This is a genomic window from Kitasatospora purpeofusca (assembly GCF_042691725.1).
Taxonomy (GTDB): domain Bacteria; phylum Actinomycetota; class Actinomycetes; order Streptomycetales; family Streptomycetaceae; genus Kitasatospora; species Kitasatospora purpeofusca_B.
Window position 1 is genome coordinate 510979 of sequence record NZ_CP170483.1, and the last position, 16847, is coordinate 527825.

At 73.2% G+C, this 16847-nt stretch carries 14 protein-coding genes; 4 read left to right on the forward strand and 10 right to left on the reverse strand.

All coding sequences use genetic code 11. The annotated features are described in order from the left end of the window. Nucleotides 1-136 precede the first annotated feature (136 nt). Nucleotides 137-472, reverse strand: a complete 336-nt coding sequence (locus ACFCLZ_RS02275) for a winged helix-turn-helix transcriptional regulator (RefSeq protein ID WP_380282894.1) — start codon at nucleotides 470-472, stop codon at nucleotides 137-139. Nucleotides 473-536: 64 nt separating this feature from the next. Here ACFCLZ_RS02275 and ACFCLZ_RS02280 point away from each other — a divergent pair, with 64 nt between their 5' ends. Then, nucleotides 537-1379: an NmrA family NAD(P)-binding protein gene (locus ACFCLZ_RS02280; RefSeq protein ID WP_380282896.1), complete on the forward strand. Its 843-nt coding sequence runs from the start codon at nucleotides 537-539 to the stop codon at nucleotides 1377-1379. Nucleotides 1380-2391: 1012 nt separating this feature from the next. Here ACFCLZ_RS02280 and ACFCLZ_RS02285 read toward each other — a convergent pair. From ACFCLZ_RS02285 to ACFCLZ_RS02295, 3 genes are all read right to left on the reverse strand, one after another. Beyond that, nucleotides 2392-2805 carry a DUF6299 family protein gene (locus tag ACFCLZ_RS02285; RefSeq protein ID WP_380282897.1) on the reverse strand — a complete coding sequence of 138 codons (414 nt, stop codon included), beginning with the start codon at nucleotides 2803-2805 and terminating at the stop codon, nucleotides 2392-2394. 505 nt (nucleotides 2806-3310) lie between these two features. Beyond that, nucleotides 3311-4315, reverse strand: a complete 1005-nt coding sequence (locus ACFCLZ_RS02290) for a hypothetical protein (RefSeq protein WP_380282898.1) — start codon at nucleotides 4313-4315, stop codon at nucleotides 3311-3313. Next, nucleotides 4312-4671 carry a PadR family transcriptional regulator gene (locus ACFCLZ_RS02295; protein WP_380282899.1) on the reverse strand — a complete coding sequence of 120 codons (360 nt, stop codon included), beginning with the start codon at nucleotides 4669-4671 and terminating at the stop codon, nucleotides 4312-4314. The genes ACFCLZ_RS02290 and ACFCLZ_RS02295 overlap by 4 nt, the downstream gene beginning before the upstream one ends. Nucleotides 4672-5145: 474 nt before the next feature. Between ACFCLZ_RS02295 and ACFCLZ_RS02300 the strand changes: the two genes are divergently transcribed. Continuing rightward, the gene (locus ACFCLZ_RS02300; protein ID WP_380282900.1) at nucleotides 5146-7845 is read left to right on the forward strand and encodes a LuxR C-terminal-related transcriptional regulator; all 2700 of its coding nucleotides are present in this window, start codon (nucleotides 5146-5148) and stop codon (nucleotides 7843-7845) included. A gap of 242 nt (nucleotides 7846-8087) precedes the next feature. Here ACFCLZ_RS02300 and ACFCLZ_RS02305 read toward each other — a convergent pair whose 3' ends face one another. From ACFCLZ_RS02305 to ACFCLZ_RS02325, 5 genes are all read right to left on the reverse strand, one after another. Further along, complete coding sequence (locus ACFCLZ_RS02305) at nucleotides 8088-9017, reverse strand: Crystal protein ET79 (protein ID WP_380282901.1); 930 nt, start codon at nucleotides 9015-9017, stop codon at nucleotides 8088-8090. 132 nt (nucleotides 9018-9149) lie between these two features. Beyond that, the gene (locus tag ACFCLZ_RS02310; protein WP_380282902.1) at nucleotides 9150-9458 is read right to left on the reverse strand and encodes a hypothetical protein; all 309 of its coding nucleotides are present in this window, start codon (nucleotides 9456-9458) and stop codon (nucleotides 9150-9152) included. A 317-nt stretch (nucleotides 9459-9775) separates the two neighbouring features. Beyond that, nucleotides 9776-10477 carry a hypothetical protein gene (locus tag ACFCLZ_RS02315; RefSeq protein ID WP_380282903.1) on the reverse strand — a complete coding sequence of 234 codons (702 nt, stop codon included), beginning with the start codon at nucleotides 10475-10477 and terminating at the stop codon, nucleotides 9776-9778. Continuing rightward, entirely contained in the window at nucleotides 10477-11097 is a 621-nt protein-coding gene (locus ACFCLZ_RS02320; protein ID WP_380282904.1) for a SigE family RNA polymerase sigma factor, read from the reverse strand. The genes ACFCLZ_RS02315 and ACFCLZ_RS02320 overlap by 1 nt, the downstream gene beginning before the upstream one ends. A gap of 708 nt (nucleotides 11098-11805) precedes the next feature. Continuing rightward, nucleotides 11806-12852: a VanZ family protein gene (locus ACFCLZ_RS02325; protein ID WP_380282905.1), complete on the reverse strand. Its 1047-nt coding sequence runs from the start codon at nucleotides 12850-12852 to the stop codon at nucleotides 11806-11808. 409 nt (nucleotides 12853-13261) lie between these two features. Here ACFCLZ_RS02325 and ACFCLZ_RS02330 point away from each other — a divergent pair, with 409 nt between their 5' ends. Together ACFCLZ_RS02330 and ACFCLZ_RS02335 are read left to right on the forward strand one after the other, a co-directional pair. Beyond that, nucleotides 13262-13732 (forward strand): PH domain-containing protein, encoded by a 471-nt coding sequence (locus tag ACFCLZ_RS02330; protein ID WP_380282906.1) that lies wholly within the window; start codon nucleotides 13262-13264, stop codon nucleotides 13730-13732. Nucleotides 13733-14078: 346 nt separating this feature from the next. After that, on the forward strand, nucleotides 14079-15476 hold the full coding sequence (locus tag ACFCLZ_RS02335) for an alpha/beta hydrolase (RefSeq protein ID WP_380282907.1): 1398 nt from the start codon (nucleotides 14079-14081) through the stop codon (nucleotides 15474-15476). Between the two features lie 166 nt (nucleotides 15477-15642). Here the strand turns inward: ACFCLZ_RS02335 and ACFCLZ_RS02340 are convergent, their stop codons facing one another. Further along, a complete protein-coding gene (locus tag ACFCLZ_RS02340; protein ID WP_380282908.1) occupies nucleotides 15643-16632 on the reverse strand; it encodes a hypothetical protein in 990 nt (329 codons plus the stop codon). Nucleotides 16633-16847 lie beyond the last annotated feature (215 nt).

Below are 16847 nucleotides of genomic sequence, written 5' to 3' on the forward strand. Positions count from 1 at the left end.
CAGGACCAGACCGACCGTCTCCCGGGCGAGGCTGCGGCTGCGGTTCGGCGAGGTCGTCCACCACGACGACAACCACGCCCTGCGGCAGCGGCCGGCGTCCTCGGCATGACCACCCGCCCGCCACCAGGGGACTGTCTCAAACGGTGACGTCTGCCGCGGGATCCGGCACGTCCATGGCCCAGGTCCCCATGGCTTCCAGGACGTCGCGAAGCCCCTCGCCGAGCGGGGTGAGCTCGTACTCGACACGCGGCGGGATCTGCGCGTAGGTCGTGCGGGTGACGATGCCGTGCCGCTCGAACTGGCGCAGCCGGCTGGTCAGGGTGTGCGGGCTGATGCCGGGCAGGGCCTCGCGCAGCTGGTTGAAGCGGTGGGGGCCGTGCAGCAGTTCCCGCACGATCAGGGTGGCCCACGGGCCGTTGAGCAGGGTGAGGAACCGGGCGACACCGCACTCGGGGAGACGGGAATCGGTCATGTTGGTGACCGTACCCCATTAGTGCAGTTGATGTAACTGGTGCATCGCATGCACTAATGGCGCCATGACCTACGTGATTCACGGCGCCACCGGCGCCCAGGGTGCCCCCGTCGTCGCCGCTCTCGCCGCCGCGGGCAAGTCCGTGACCGCTTTGACCCGTCACGCCGGCGCCGTCGTGGACGGTGCGCGCGTGGTGGCCGCCGGATACGACTCCGCCGCGGAGCTGACCCGTGCCTACCGCGGTGCCGAGGGCGTGTTCGTCCACCTGCCGATGGCTCCCGAGGAGGACCGCCGGACCTATGCGCGCAACATCCTCGCCGCCCTTCGCGAAGCCCGCCCGGCCCGCGTGGTGTTCTCCAGCAGCGGTGCCCCGGTCGACCCGGGCACCGGCGGCGCGGCCTCACAGCTGGTGCGCGGCCTGGCGGACAGCGGGGTGTCGCACGCGGTGATCCAGCCCACGCTGTACCTGGAGAACCTGCTCCTGCCGTACGTCATCGGCACGGTGCGCGAGCGGGGCGCGCTGCCCTACCCGATCCGCGCCGACTTCCCCGTCTCCTGGGCGTCGCACCTGGACATCGCCGACGCCGTCGTCGCCCTGTTCGACCGCCCGGACGTCACCGGCCCCGTCTCCCTGGGCCAGTACCCGGCGATCACCGGACCTGACCTCGCCGCGGCGTTCGGCACCCACCTCGGCAAGGACGTGGTCTTCGAGCCGATCACCCCCGAGCAGTTCCGCACCGCGGTCGCACCCCTGATCGGCGAAGGCCCCGCCGCCGCCGTCGCCGCCGTCTACAGTGCGCTGAGCACGCTCGCCGACCACTCGATCACGCCCGAGAACTCCGCTCAGAAGCTGCTCGGCGTCACCGCCCGTACCACCGGTCAGTGGCTGACGGACATCGGCCTCTGACCGGCTGACCGCGACACGCCCCCGCTGTTGGGGGATCCCGAGGATCCCCCCAACAGCGCCCGATCGGGGTGCAGGACCGGCCCTTGACGCGAAGTCAGGCCACGGCTTGCGGCATCGCTGCGGGGGCGAAACCGCCTTTGGGCGGCGCGCCACGCCCCCGCGCAGCCCTCGGACCGCGAGCGGCAGCGCGTACAGCAGCATTTTGAACGCGTTCAGCATTGGCTGCATCCATCGAAGCCCGCCACCCTGCGAGACGGTCAGGATCACCCGCCAGAGGACAACCGCAACCTGGGCCGCAGTCAAACTTCGCCGAGACAGGCCAACCGGGCTCCTACTCCCCCCGGCTACTCGACACAGCGGATCACGCCGGGACTCAGGTAGGCACTCCGGCCCGGCCCAGCAGCAGACGCTGAAGCACCTCCCCGGACCGAAACCCCCCAGCGCCCGAACAGCGGCCGGCGGTGAAGGCGACGCGCGCGCAGGAGGAACGCCGCAACCACCCACGCCCCCGGCAGGCACAAGGAGCCACGGGTGCTGACCGACGAGAGCACCGTGCGGATCGGGCCGGGACTCCTCGTGGAGAACAGCCGGCGCAGACGCGCCCAGATCCCCGCCGAACGCACCCGACGTCTCACCGAACCCGGCCCGCGCGGGAATCAGCGGGGACGGGGGCGACAGGGGCACGGCCTGTCGCACCCGGTGGCGCCCGGGCCGTGCGACACCATGATCGCCTCGGCCATCGCCCAGGTCCGCCCGCCGATCATCTCCTGGCGGCGGCCGCTGCCAGGACCACGGCCGGGACGAACTCGACCACGGTCCTGGCAACGACCCACAAGGCGCGCGGATCGCTGCGACCGGGCAGGACGTTGCAGGCCGGGCCCGTGGGACTGCGCCGAGGGACGGGTACCACCTGCCGATGTCCGCCCCCTGCCCGCCGACGCTCCCTCACCGGGTCGTCACCGGTGGCATCACGACGGGCACACGTCCGTCCCACATGCCGACAGGCCCCACGTCAGCCCGCAGCAGCCCGGATATCGACGATCTTCTGATCGGTCGCGAACGTGATAGGGAGCGGCATGCCGTTGTTCCCTGTCACCCAGACCTCCAAGCGCGTGGCGACGTCGGCCTGACCGACTCGCACAAGCGGCCCGTCCGGCCTGTTACGGCTCACCCACGTGTGCTCGGCACCGTCACAGTAGGCAGACGAGTCGATGAAGCCCCACCGTTGCACCGTGCTCTTGACCGCGGCGAACTTGGAAGGCCCTGAGCAGCGGTACGTACCCGAGAGGGTTACAAACCCGTTGCTGTCAACCGTCCCGGTGGAATCGAGGACCACCGTCCCGGTATAGGTGCCGGGCGTCACTCCCGGCACGACCGCCTCGGCCGACGAAGCAGCCCAGAACCCCGAGAACAACGTGACGGACACAGCCGCAGACAGAGCAGCAGAAACAGAACGACGCAACGAACTTCCCCTCACTGAATGGCCATTGACGCTTAATCGTTGACTTGTCTAGACCTGTTGCCGGGACGGTACCAACCACCCCGCCCGCACATCTGCCGGCCCATCAGAAACTGTCCCACCCACCGGAGAAGCTGCCTGATCGGGCAGCCCCCGAAGCCCCACCCGGGACCACTCGCCACCACTCGGACGAGCCACGGGAGAAGGCCGACCGCATCCAGGCCAAACCAGTCACGCTTCCGGATGCGGCGGGTGGGGCGTGTTTCGTCGCCCAGCCCGCCGCACCCCGTCCTCCGCACACGGGTCCGGCACACGGGCGACGGCCGCATCGGCGCGGTCAACGGGCGACCGGTCGGACGTGAACCGGGGTGGGCGGCGTTCGGGCGGCCCTCGAAGGTGCGAGGGCCGCCTTCCGCACCGGTTCATCCGGGGCTGTGTCCGGCGGACGGGCGCAGTGGCCCGTGACATCGGGTCAGGCCGTCGGATCGGATGTCCGCAGTCCGTCCGGTTCGGCGGGACGGGTGCGCCGGCTGTTGCGGCGCAGGATGCCGATCGCGGTGGCTGTGGCCAGGAAGGCGAGGACCACGCCGGCGTTGCGGAGCAGGTCGGGTGCGTTGCTCGGGGTGCTCCGGTAGAGGGGTGGGGCGATCATGAGCGTCCAGGGCAGCACGGCGAGTGCGATACCGCCGGCTTGCAGGGGGTCGGTGTCCGGCCTCCCGAGACGCACGAGGTAGGCGAGGCTCATCACGAGGGCCGGCCAGGCGGTGGAGAGGTCGAGCAGGGCCTGCTGGAGGGGCGGGAAGACGAGGTCGGGGTAGTCCTCGGGCCAGGTGCCGAGCCACAGGACGGTGAGGCCGCTCATCGGCAGCGCGATGGCGACGGCGGAGCCGATCGCCCAGGAGCGGCCCCGTCGGGAGAGGTCGACGGCGTCGGGCGGTGCGATCAGCACCAGGACGCCCATGACGACCCAGAGCCCAAGCAGTTCGGAGTACTGGGTGAACGCCGTGGCCGGATGGAACAGTGCCGCCACGGCGACGCCGGCCCGGGTCGCGAGGGCCACCAGGACCAGGGTTCGGGCCACGGCCCAGCGGCGGAGGGTGGCGCACAGCAGGGCGAGGACCCAGGGAGCGGTCTGCGCGGCGCCCACCGCCCAGTTCGCACCGGGGCCGGGAAGAAGGGCGCCGGTCAGCAGATGGACCACACTCAGGGCGGCCCCGCCGGCCAGCAGGAACGGCGCGGCACCGGCAAGGATCCGGCCCGCGGGATCGCGGGAGCTGAGCCGGGTGCGCAGTCGCACGGCGTGTGCGGCGAGGGCGGCCCACTCGCGCAGGGCGGTGCGGGCGTCGGTGTGCTGGAGGGCGTCGGCGAAGACGGCGGTGATCTCCTCGCCGTGCGCGGCGCGGTACCCGGCCGGGTAGAGGCGGTCGAGGGGGAGCCGGCGCAGCAGGGCGGGAGGGGAGGTGCGCTCGTCGGTCATGCCGTCCCCCAGTTCGTGCGCAGCGTGGGCCGGGGGGCGCCGAGGGCGAGCCGGCGCTCGGCCTCGGCCACGCCGGCGCGCAGCCGTTGCGTCTCCTCGGTCAGTGTGTGCCGGCCCTGCTCGGTCAGCGCGAAGCTGCGGCGCAGTCGCCCGGCCACGACCTCCTCGTGGTCGATCCGGATGAGGCCCTGGTGGAGCAGGCGGTCCAGGGCCGTGTAGAGGGTGCCGGTGAGCATCCTGGTCCGGCCTTCGGTGATCGCCAGGACTTCCTGGAGGATCGCGTAGCCGTGCCGGGGCTCGTCGGCCAGTGCGGTGAGTACGAGCCTTGCCGGCTCCTGCAGTTGACGGTCTGCCATGCGGAGACCATAGATCATCGATTTAGATATGTCGATGACTTAGCTATAGGGGCGGCGAAGTCCTCCGGTGCGGCGGCGGCACGGCGCGCCAGGGACTGCGGCCGAACGCGACGACATGGCGGCCGGATCGGTTGTCGCCGGGGGCAAGGCCCCTGCCGTTCGCGGCAGTTCGTGCCCATTCGCACAGCCGACGGGTGTCCCGATGCGCAGAGGTGGCCCGGCCTCGTGGACGGAACGCTCCAGCCCGGCCAAGCATGAGGTGACGCACAGTCAAGTGTTATTTCTTGCAGCCTCTTTGAGGCCATCGTCTCCCTCCGGGGGTTCGCAGCGCGACTTCTCTGCCGTTCACCCGTGTCCTGCGATGCCCGGGCCGATGGACGCCACGGCCCGCGCGCACGGCCACCGGGAGTGCGGGTGCGACGGGCGGCCCGGGCCGGTACCGCGGGACGAACAGAGCGAAGGGATCTGGAACGGATGCTTCTGGAACGCGACGGGGTACTGGGCACGGCCGCGACGGCCGCAACAGCCGCACGAGCGGGCAGCGGACGCCGGGTCCTGCTCTCGGCGCCGGTACCCGGCATGGGACGCACCGCCGCCCTGGAGGCGATCGTGCGGCAGCAGGCCGGCGGCGGCGCCATGCGCGTCGCCCGCGCGCGCGGCGTACCGCAGGAGAGCGCGTTCTCTCTGGGGCTCGTCCGGCAGCTCTTCGCGGACCGCGGAGCCGTCCCCTTCAAGGTGCCGGCCGGGGCGGACCAACAGCGGCTGTTCCACGGGCTGGTGACGCGGCTGGCCCGGTCCGCCGCCGAGCAGCCGGTGCTCATCGCGGTGGACGACCTCCACCACGCCGACGAGCCGTCCCGGCGCTGGATCGGCTACCTCGCCCGCCGCATCGCCGAGATACCCGTCCTCCTGGTGGTCACCGAGTACGCCGACGCGTCCGGTCCGCAGCCCTTCCCGCCCCAGGCCGGCGACCGCCTCACCCTGCGGGCACTCAGCGCGCCCTCCGTCGTCCGCATGGCCAGGGCCGGCGGCGTGGACGGCGAGGACACCGTGACCTGCGTCGAGGCGAGCGGCGGCAACCCGGCCCTGGCGCGGGCGCTGGCCGCCGACCTCGGTGACGGACCGCTCCCCCGGTCGCGGTCCGCCCCGGGACACGACCGCTACTTCGCCGCGATCGCCCACTGGCTGGAGAACGCCGGTCCGTGCCTGCGCCACGCCTGCCTCGCCCTCGCCGTCGCGGCCGAGGACGGCCTGCCCGCCGCCCCCACACCCCCGCACCCGCACTGCGGCCACTGCACACGCGGACGCCACCCGGGCGAGCGGCCGTCACGCCACATCGGCGCCCTGCTGCAGCACCCCCTCGCCCGCAAGGCCGTTCTCGCCGCCGCCGGGCCGGCGGAGATCACCGCGCTGCACAGGCGCATCGCGGAACTGCTCGACGAGAGCGGCGCGCCCGCGACGGCCGTGGCCTCCCGGCTCCTGCACGTGGAGCGACCCGGCGAGGTGTGGATGACCCGTTCCCTGGCCGACGCCGCCGAGGAGACCGCGCGCACCGGGCACACCGGACAGTCCGCCGGCTATCTGCGCCATGCCCTGAGCGGCACGCTCGATCCGGACCTGCGGGCCACCCTCAACGTGCGCCTGGGCACCCTGGAACTCGCGGACAACCCGACGGCCGGTATCCGCAGACTGCGCACCGGACTCGAACTGCACACCGACCTGCGGGAACGAGCCGCCGCGGCAGCCACTCTCAGCGCGGCCCTCCTCGCCGTCCGGGACACCGACAGCGCGATACGCGTCCTGCGCCAGGCCGGCCGCGTCGCCGACGACGACCTGGTCCAGGTGCTGCAGACCCTCGGCGCGCTCGTCGCCTCCCACGACAACGACGAGTGGCGCGGCGCCGTCGCCGGCCTGCGCGCGCTCGCCCCGACGGCTCCTGCCGCGATCGAGCCGCTGGTCTGCGGACTGATCACCGAGTACGAAGCCGGAGCCGGCCTCTGCTCGGCGGCCGAGGCGCTCGCCCGCATCCGCCCGCGCCTGGCGGCACCGGTGGACCCGCGCCTGCGGACCGCCTGGCTCGGCAGCGCGGCCACCCTGCTGCAGTGGGCCGACCGGCTGGAGGAGGCACGCGAACTGACCGCACTCGGCCTGCCCGGCCCACCCGGGCGGCCCGGCCCTGCGGAGCTGACGGACGTGGGTGTGCAGTGCCTGCTCAGTGTCCGGGCCGAGGCCGCGCTGTGGGCGGGAGAGTTCGACCGCGTCGTCGAAGAGAACGCGCCCCTGGTGGAGGCGGCCGGCGAGCGCGGTGTCCGCCTGCCGCACCTGGCGGCGATGGTGGCAACCGCCCGGCACGAGAGGGGCGAGCCTACCGGGGCGTGGAAGGCGGTGGCCCTCGCCGGGCCGTGCGGCGCCGACAGCTCCTGGGAGTGGAACGAACTGCGCTACACCCGCGGCCTCCTGCACGCCGCGCACGGCGACTGGCAGGCCGCCCTCGACGAGTACCTGGCCTGCGGGGCCGGCCAGAGCGCCCACGACTTCGTCAGCCCGGTCGCCACACCGTGGCGTTCCGCAGCGGCGTTCGCCCTGGTCCGGCTCGGCCGGCGCCAGGAAGCCCGGGAACTCGCCGACGAGGAACTGCGCCACGCCCGGACCTGGGGCACCGCACGGACCGTCGGCCGGGCCCTGCGGGCGTACGCCGCAACCGTCGGCGGCCGCTCGGCCCTCGACGCGCTGACCGAGGGCGCCGAACTGCTCGCCGCGGGTTCCGCTCCCGTGGAACTCGCGGAGATCCTGGTCGACCTCGGCCGGGCCCGCATCGGAGCGGGCCACGGCCGCAAGGGCCGCGACGCGCTGCGCCAGGCGCACGCCGTGGCCCTGCACCTGGCAGCGCCCGCCCCCCAGGGCGCGGGACCGGCCGCGGCCGACCGCCTCCTCGCCCTCACCCAGGAGGCGTTGCGCGAGGGCCGGGTGCGCAACGGCACCGGCAACGGCCCGCACGCGCTGACCCCGGCCGAACGACGCGTGGCCGAACTGGCGGCGGCCGGGCACACCAACGCCCATATCTGCGCGCTGCTTCACCTCACCCGCCGCACCGTGGAAACGCACCTCACCAACTGCTACCGGAAGCTGCGGATCGCCCGGCGCACCCAACTGGCCGCAGTACTCCAGCAGTAGGAGCCGCGGCCGGGCCAGGACCCACGGCAGGCACCGCCCGCCCGGCACGCAGTGCGGCGCGGGAAGGCGTCGGACCCGGCCGGGGGCGTCCGTGGACAACCACCGTCCGGAAGCCGGACAGTCCGCCCCGGCCGGCCGACGCGCGTCACGTTCGATGGCGGGCCGGCAAACCCGCCGCCCCCGCCCCGGGGTCTGGTGCATCTGCCCCGGGGCGGGGGCGGCGGCGGTTCAGCGCGGCACGGTCAGGAGCGCGACAGGGTGAAGGAGACCGCGGCGTTGTTGCCGCCACCGCCCTGCCACGTGCACACGTACCCGTACGGAACGGAGCAGTTGTAACCGTTGCTGCCCACGTACGGGTTGTTCCAGGACACCTTCACCTTGCTGGTCACCCCGGCCACGGTGAAGGAGACCTCACCCGCCGTACCGGTCATGAAACCCTCCGACTCGCTCGCCCACTTCGCCGTCACACCGGGCTGAACGACGGAGGGCGGCAGCATCCCGTCGGACCAGATCCCCCCGCTCAGGCTGGAACCGTCACGGACGAGCAGCGTCCCCGCGTTGTTCGTCAGGTTGACCGTCGTGCTCCGGGCCGCGGCAAGCGCGGACTCCGCCGCGGGGGCCTGGGCCCCCCTCACCCCCGACGCGGACCGGATGGTGAAGGTGACCTCGGCGTCGTTCCCGTTGCCGCCGGTACGGGAGCAGGTGTACCCGACCGGGGCGGAGCAGCTGTAACCGTTGCTGCCGACGTAGGGGTTGTTCCAGTGCAGGTCGACCTGGCCGCCACCGCCGGACAGCGCGTAGGAGATGCTCCCCTCGGTCCCGGTCGCGAACCCGCAGGACTCGCTCTTCCAGCTGGGTGCCTTGGTGTTGGGGATGTAGTCGGGCGGCAACTCATCGGTCGACCAGCACCCGTGGTCGAGGTGCTCCCACGTCTTGGCCAGGCCGGACCCGGTGAGGTTGACCAGGGTCACCTTGGTGGAGCGGGCCGCGGTGACACCCGACACGCCCTGCGCCGTGCTCTCGACGCCCGCACGCTGCTGCGCCGACGCCTGCGGCCCGCCGGATCCGGCCGCGGCCTGCGCCGCCGGGGCGAGGGCAACCGCTCCGGCCGCCAGCAGCGCGGCCGTGAGCACGCCCGCGGCCGTGCGGCGCGGACCGGTCATGGAAGTCATACGTGACATGGAACTACCAACTCTCGTCGAAACTGGCCAAACTCGAGGCTTCGCGAACGGACCCGTGCCACGCTCGCCCTGTTCCGCCCGGGAACGCCGCGACTCAAGGACCGGCGCCAGGGACTCGGGGGCTCACTGGACGTAGAGGACGTACTCCTGCCTGTCGCCCCAATTGACGCTCTCGATCTTGTAGGTGATGGCCGTTCCCATGGCGATCGCCAGCTGCCCCATGGCTACCGCGAGCGCCCGGGTCATGTACTGGCCCTCCCACCGCCAGATCTCGATCGCGAGCGTCGGCGCCTGACTCCGGGCGGCCGGCGTCACGGCAGCACGTGCCGGGGAGGACGAGGCCGCGGCGGCGTACGCCTGCGCGGTACCGGCGGCGAGAACCGCGGCAACGAGGGCGGCGCAGAGCGAAACCCGACGAGTTCTTCCGTACATGACAAGCTCCTCTTTCCGGATGTTCCACGTCAACAGCCGACCACCCGCAACGGCTCAGGCAACCCGAACCGGGCCCGACCGGGCTGCGGCTGCGGCTACGGCTGCGGTGGCAATGACAGGCTGACACCCGGCCCCCGCACCGGGCATCGTGGAAAACCGCGAACACACCGCGGCACGCACCCCGGCGCATGCCCAACCGGTCCGGAACGGGCACGGCCGCCGCCACGGGACCCATCGCCACCCCGAAGGCGCTCGGCACGGACGGCAACGCCCCCGGTGGCGGGCGGCCGCCGCCGGGGCCGCGGTGCCGGTCCGGTTCAGGATGACAGCGTTTTGCTCGCCAGCACCCTCCCCTGGGCGTCGTACGCGGCGATCTTGATGCCCTCGAGCGGATATGCCTTCGGATCGTCGGGGGTCTTGGTGCTGGGCCCCCAGACGTAGCCGGTGGCGTAGCCCGGGTTGCCGGGGAGCGAGGCGACGGTGGCCCAGTACGCCCGGCCGTCCACCTCGATGGTCATCCGGGCCACCGGCCCGGGCCCGCGGTAGACGAGGTTGTACAGGCCCTCGTGGTACTGCGGCGGGTTGCCGTAGTACTGCATGGTGATCTCGGTCGCGCCCGCCGCCCAGGAGTGTCCGCCGCAGCCCGGACCGCTGCCGTAGGCGGGAGCGTCGTGGATGCAGATCTCCTGGTCCTTCAGCTGCATCCACCAGTCCTGGCGGTCCAACGGCAGCTGCTGGCCGGGCTCCACCACCAGGGCCTCGGGAGCCGGGCCCACCGGTACCCGCGGAGCCTGGGAGGCCGGCCCGACGGCCTGGCGCCCGTGCTGCGCGGACAGGACCGCCCCCGTACCGGCCACCACCGCGAGCGCGGCCACCACGGCCGACGTCCCCATCGCCACCCGGCGCCCCCGCCGCTGCCGGCGCACATGAACCCGCACGGGCCCGGCAGACCAGTCCGCCACCACGACCTGGGCCACCTCGTCCCGCAGAGCGCCGCGCACCATGTCCTCGGTGTCCATCACCTGTTGCCTCCGCTCGTGCCGTCGATCGTTGAACCGGTGTCCGCCGCGTACGAGGCCAGCGCCGGGTGGCCGCGCAGTTTCGCCAGGCCTCGGCTGGCCTGACTCTTCACATTGCCCAGCGAGCAGCCGAGTACCTCGGCGACCTGGCCCTCGCTCATGTCCTCCCAGTAGCGCAGGACCACCACGGCCCGCTGGCGCGGCGGCAGCTCCGCCAGCGCCTGGAGCAGCACCGAGCGCTCCTCGACCTCGCGGTGGCCACCGCCTGCGGTGTACGCCCGATCGGGAAGGACGGGCGTGAGCAGTTGCCTGACCCGGCGCCGCCGGTGACGGCTCATGTTGTTGTTCACCAGGGCCCGGTGGACATAGGCGTCCGGCTCCTCCAGACGGCTGATCCGGGACCAGTTCCTGAAGACCTTCGCGAAGGTCGCCTGCACCACGTCCTCGGCCTCGTGGTAGTCGCCCGTGAGCAGGTAGGCGGTGCGCACCAACCGCGGCCAGCGCGTGGCGGCGAACCCCTCGAAGTCGAGCTCGGACGACCCGGGGCCGCCCTCGCGAACCGGTGCCGTGACGGGCCGGGGCCGGTCCTCCACCGGGATGTGCATTGTCCGTGCGGTCATCCACGTCCTCTTAGCATCCGCGCGACGACCCGATCGGACCGTCGCTCTGCCCTACTCACCACCGCACCGCGGCAAAGGTTGCACGCCGGGCGGACACCGGATTGTCCCGGGCATCGGAGCAGCGGCCCAGGTCGGCGGCGACGCGCGCCGGTTCGCCCCCGGTCCGCAGGGTCTGCCGCGCACGGGGCGCGGTCGGGGTCGCGGTGCAGGTCTCCTCGCCCAGGGCCGCCCGCCCGCTCCACTCGGAGCACTCCCCCGGGGTGCTCGCCGCGCGGGCCGTGCGCCGCGGCCGTGCGCGTCCAGTACCGGTGCCGTGGTGTTCGGCAGGGTCCGGAAGTGCGGCGCCGGCGGGCGCCGGACCGCGTCCCGCCGTGCCGACGGTGCGCGCGCACGCCACTGACCGGACGGGCAGCCCGGGGCGATCGGCCCGTTGCACGGTGCGCGGGCTGCACAGGGAACGTTCAGGACAGGACACACCCGTGCTCGACCTGCTGGGACTGGACACCACGACGGAGAGCGTCCACCGGGCCGTGCCGGCCCGTCCGCGGGCTTGATGAGGTTGACCACTCAGCAGGGCCGCCGCTGTCCGTCGATCTGCTTCGCCAGGAGGGATGTGGTGTCCGCGCGGGATCCCGGTACGGCGGCGACGGCCCGCTGCTTGGCCGTGTCGGCGGTGACGGTGGGTTTCGGCAGCTGGGGGTCGGCATCTCAACGCACGGATGACGCCATGACCCGGCCGGAGGTGGAGACGGTGATGTCCAGGCGCATGGGCAGCAGGACGTTGTCGGCGTCGTACCGGCGGTAGGTGAGCGTGTAGGCGCCACCCGCCGTGTCGGTGGGGGTCAGGGTCGGAGTCACGGCCCGCGTGAGGTCGGAGAACCAGACCGCCGCGAAGTCGGTGCCGACCTTGAGGACCTGGTCCCGGGTGAGCGGCCCCGGGTCGATCAGGCTGTCGGCCGAGGCACTGTTGAGGAGGCGTCCGGTGGGCCACTCGATCCGGAACTGGCCGCGGTCGGTGGTGGCGTCGAGGATCGGCTGGGAGGGCTTCTCGGGGGTGGTCGTCAGGCGGGTGGTCTGCAACACGGTGCCGGGGCCGAAGAGTTGAGCGGCGATGCGTTGGGGTATCTCGGTCTCGTCGGCCGTGGAGTGCGCGTTGAAGCCCGCCGCATCGTGATGGAGCGGTACGTACAGCCAGATGACGGCCGTGACGGCCGCGAGGCCGGTGCCGGCTGCGGCGAGGCCGTGGAGGCCGTCCCGGCGTCCGAACAGCGGCTTGTGGCGGCGCAGCCACAACCAGAGGACCGCGGCAACCGTGCCGATGAGCGCACCGAGAACGTTGTCGACGAGATCCGCGGCGTCGCAGGAGCGTCCGGTTCCCAGCAGGGTCTGGAAGGCCTCGGTCGCGGCGGAGAGTACCGCGCACGCCGCGAGGACGGTCAGGGGCCGGCGCAGGACCAGCGTGGCGAAGAGGGCGAGCGGCACGTACAGGGCGATGTTCATCAGTCCCTGCGCAGTGGTGGCCGTCTCCCACACCCCGGTGCCGATCGAACAGGTCGGCTTCCCGGCCGACCCGGTGACGGTCGGCGTCAGCGTCGCCGCGACCTCTCCCGCCAGCGACAGCCCCCAGAGCACCGCGGCGGCCGCCGGCCACTGCCGGGGCCGGGCCTGCCACAAGGCCACGGTTCCGAGGGCCAGGCCGAGCACGGCGAAGACGGGGAAGAGAGCGGGAGCTGAGGAGAGAATCGCTTCGATCATCGGTCTTCCGGGATGCGGTCGGGTAGTGGTCCGGGGAGGGCGCAGGCTCGGGCCGCGCCCTCCCCGAGTTCGGTTCGGCCTGGCACGAGAACCTGGCGAGGACCTGGCCGCCCGAAGTCCTTCTTGTACTGGATGGCCGTGGGCACGGCCCGGCAGACCGAAAGCCTTCCGCATACCGCCGATCCGAACAAGCGGACCGGGCCGCCGCCCGCAGCCCGGCTCGGGCACGCCGGCAGGCACCGGCAGGGCAGGGTGAAGGTGACGGCGCGCGGCCACGGGTGGTCAGGAGGGCGGGCGGACTCGGCGGCCGTGGCCGGGGCCGACTCGGTACCGTTCCTGCGAGGACACCATGGTAGGCCGCCACTCACAGTGGCTCGCGGTCCGGACCTCTCGACGACAGGAGCGGAATATGACTGACAAGGCGTTACCCCCGTCCACGCCGGTCTCCGTGCGGCCGAACCCCCTCCTCGGGCTGCCCCTCATGGCGGGCGGCCTGCTGATCTCCCTGCCCAAGGCACTCGACGGCGGCCCGACAGCACCGGGGTACGCCGTCGCGGCGGTCGTCAGCGCCCTGGCGCCCGCCGTGGTGCTGCTGCTCTCCGTCACCGTCGGCCGCGAGCGGATCACCGTCCGCCGGGGTCTGCGCCGCACCTCCCTCCCCCTGGCGGAACTGCACTCGGTGGCGGCCGAGGAAAGCGGCGACCGAGGGCCGCACGTGCTCCTGCTGGAGGGCGGCGACGGGACCCGCTGCCGGATCCCGCTGCCGGCCGTACGACAGCGGGACCGGCAGCGGCTCGTCGCCGCCCTCGAACGCACCACCCCACCCGGCGTCGTCCGGGAGGACCGGGCTCTGCGCCACCTGCTGGGCCTCTCCGGCTGACACCGCGGACACCGGACCGGCCCCGAACGGCCGACACCGACAGAGCCCCACGCGCTGGTCGCGGTCGCCGGAGACGGCCCCGCCCCCTCGAACGGCGAGCCGTGACGGCGGTGCCCGCCGGGGGCGGCGGGTTGCTACTCCCAGTCGCCCTGGCGGGTGTGGGAGTCAGTCGTGGCGGGCGCCATCGACAGGAGGGGTGCTGTCCGCCCTCCGGGGCCATCCGGGTCCTGATCGTCCGTTCGCCCGCCGGGTCCCGCCCGAACGCGCGCCGTGGGAGCGCCGCGGGGCTCAGGCTGCTTCCGTGACCGCGTCAGCACGGACGCGGCGCGTGAGCGGAAGGACGAGCATGACGAGCACGCGCGGCCGCGTCGCCGCCCTGCTGGGCGCCGTCGCGGTGGTCTCCGGCACCACCCTGGCCGCCCCCGCGGTCGGCTCCGCCGCCACGGCCGCAGTGGCGCGCGTCGGCGGCGGGATCACCGGGCAGGCGCCCTGCCCGGAGGCACCCGAGTTCAGCTGCGGGACCCTCACCGTCCCGTTCGACCACAGCGGTGCCACCCCGGGCACCCTCGACCTCCGAGTGGCCGTCACCGGCAACACCACGGCGCCCAGGGGCGACCTGCTGTTCCTCACCGGCGGCCCCGGCCAACCCGGCGTCCCGGCGATGAAGCGGATCGCGGACAGGCTGGAGCCCGTCCTCAAGGACTACCGCCTGGTGATGTACGACCAGCGCGGCACCGGCAGAGGCGCGCTCCGGTGCCCGGGTCTCCAGGAGGACATGGGCTCCTCCGACCTCGCCGTACCGCGCGAACAGTCGATCGCCGACTGCGCCGCCGCCCTCGGCCCGGACGCCCGCCACTACAGCACGGCGGACACCGTCGCCGACATCGAGCTGCTGCGCCGCGCCCTCGGCGCCCGGCGCCTCACCCTGGACGGCGTCTCGTACGGCAGCTTCGTCGCCGAGCGGTACGCGCTCGCCCACCCGGCGCACGTGGCGCGGCTGGTGCTCGACTCGGTGGCGCCGCGACAGGGGTTCGACCCCCTCGACCTGGCCGCGCTGCCCGCGAGCGCCCGGGTCCTGCGGGCCGCCTGCCGGGCCACCGGCTGCACCACCGACCCGGCCGCCGACCTCGCCGCCACCGTCCGGCGGTACGGCAACGGGGCGCGGATCCTGAGCGCGCTCACCGGCTACGAGTTCGTCGACCCCGACTACGGCGGGGTCCCGGAGATCCTGCACGAGGCCGCCGCCGGGCGGCCCGAGAGGCTCCAGGACTTCTTCGACCTCGTCCACCGGGAGGTCGACGCCGCCTCGGCCGAGGAGCTCAGCCAGGGGCTGCACTCCGCCGCCCTGTGCGCCGACTCGCACTTCCCGTGGGGCACCACCGACACCCCCGTCGAGGGCCGCGCGGCGGCACTGGAGCGCACCCGGGAGCGGCTGACCGCCGAGCAGACCTGGCCGTACGACCCGGCGACCGCGACCGGGCTCGGCAGCCTCCTGGTCTGCCTCGACTGGCCGCGCGAACCGGTCCCGCCGACGCCGTCGGACCGCCGCAGGCTGCCCGACGTGCCGGTGCTGCTGCTCGCCGGCGACCGGGACCTCGCCACACCGTACGAACTGCTCCACCAGCACGTCGAGTTCGCGCACCACCCGCAGATCGTGATCGTGCCCGGGGCGGCGCACTCGGTGCAGAACCGGGCGGCGAACCCGGCCGGACGGCAGGCGGTGTACGAGTTCCTGCTGGCGTAGCGGAACCCGCCGGCGGGCCGGATCTGGGCCGGCTGCACCCGTACCCCGCCCCGCCCCCGGCGGCCTTCTCCCGCGGGGCGGGTCGCATCAGGGGGACCTCTTCGTGTCGAGCACCGGCACGGCGGGCCCGCAGCAACGGATGCTCCGCCGGCCGTGTCGCGCCGGGTCACTGGTTGTTCTGCGTGTGCGGGTGGCTGTGGGTGTCCGCGCACACATACACCTGCAGGCTGCCGCTGCGGCCGATGCTGAGCCGTGTGGCGGCGGCCGGGCCGAGAGAGTGGATGCCGGTGTAGCCGGAGTCCTCCACCGGTCGCCAGCTTCCGTTGCCGCCGTTCCACTCGTTGCCGTTGAGGGTCAGCAGTGGTCGGACGTCGGAGCCGCACTCGGCGCAGGCCATGGGGAACGGGTCGGAGAAGCTCCACGGGGCGTGGCCGCCCGCTTTGCAGCCCGGGGCAACGGCCAGGTCGTACTGGTAGTTGAGATCGTGCTGGTCTTCCCAGGCGCGGATCCGCTCCCTCAGTTCCTTGGTCAGCTCGTGCGGGGCCGGGTACTCAGTGACTGTCTCGGGGTGCAGAATGCACGCCTCGGGGAGGTAGTCGTCGTTGCCGATCACCGATGGCTGCGGGGCCACGTCGAGCCGGTCGGTCACGTCGGCGGCGGTTCGCCAGCGCAGTTCCGTGCGGGGCAGGTAGTCCTCGTGGTCGAACGGGCACCACAGCACTTGCAGCAGATCCGTGCCGTGCGGACGCGGCAGACCAGGTACGTCGGCGGCGTACAGCTGGGCTACCGGCACCATCGGGAGCGGGCCGTTCTGGGGGATCCGCGAGCTGTGGCTCACCCGGTCGAGCGTCGCGCGCTCCTCCTGGCTGAGCCCGTCGGCTCCGTCCTCGTCGGGGCGGCGCCACATCTCGGCGATGATCCGTCGCCGTAGCCGTAGGTCCTCGGGCGAGACCCCGAACTGCGAGGGACCAGCGTGCTCCGGGCAGGAAGGCCACAGCTCGTGCGCGGGCCACAGCAAGGGGCCGCCGATCGAACTGTCCGATGCCGTGGGTTCGCCGGCGCGTGGATGAAGTCGTACCGCTGCGCGAGCCATCGGTGCGAGCTCGGGGAAGTGCGCGGTGACGTCGACCGGCCGGGGCGGAGTAGTGCGGCTCATGACCGAGAGACTAGGTTCCGCCAGTGACACCGCCATGGCCGGGTCGATGGGGTCCGTGGGCGCGGTCGCGTGGTGGAGCCGGCCCGCCGCCTCGTACGCGTCGCAGAGGTGTCGCTCCCGGTGGGGACGGTCGGTCGCCGCGAGGGCACCGCGCGGGCACCGCGAGGGCCCGACGGGACGTGCTGTGCGCGGACAGTACGCCCCGTCGGGCGGGT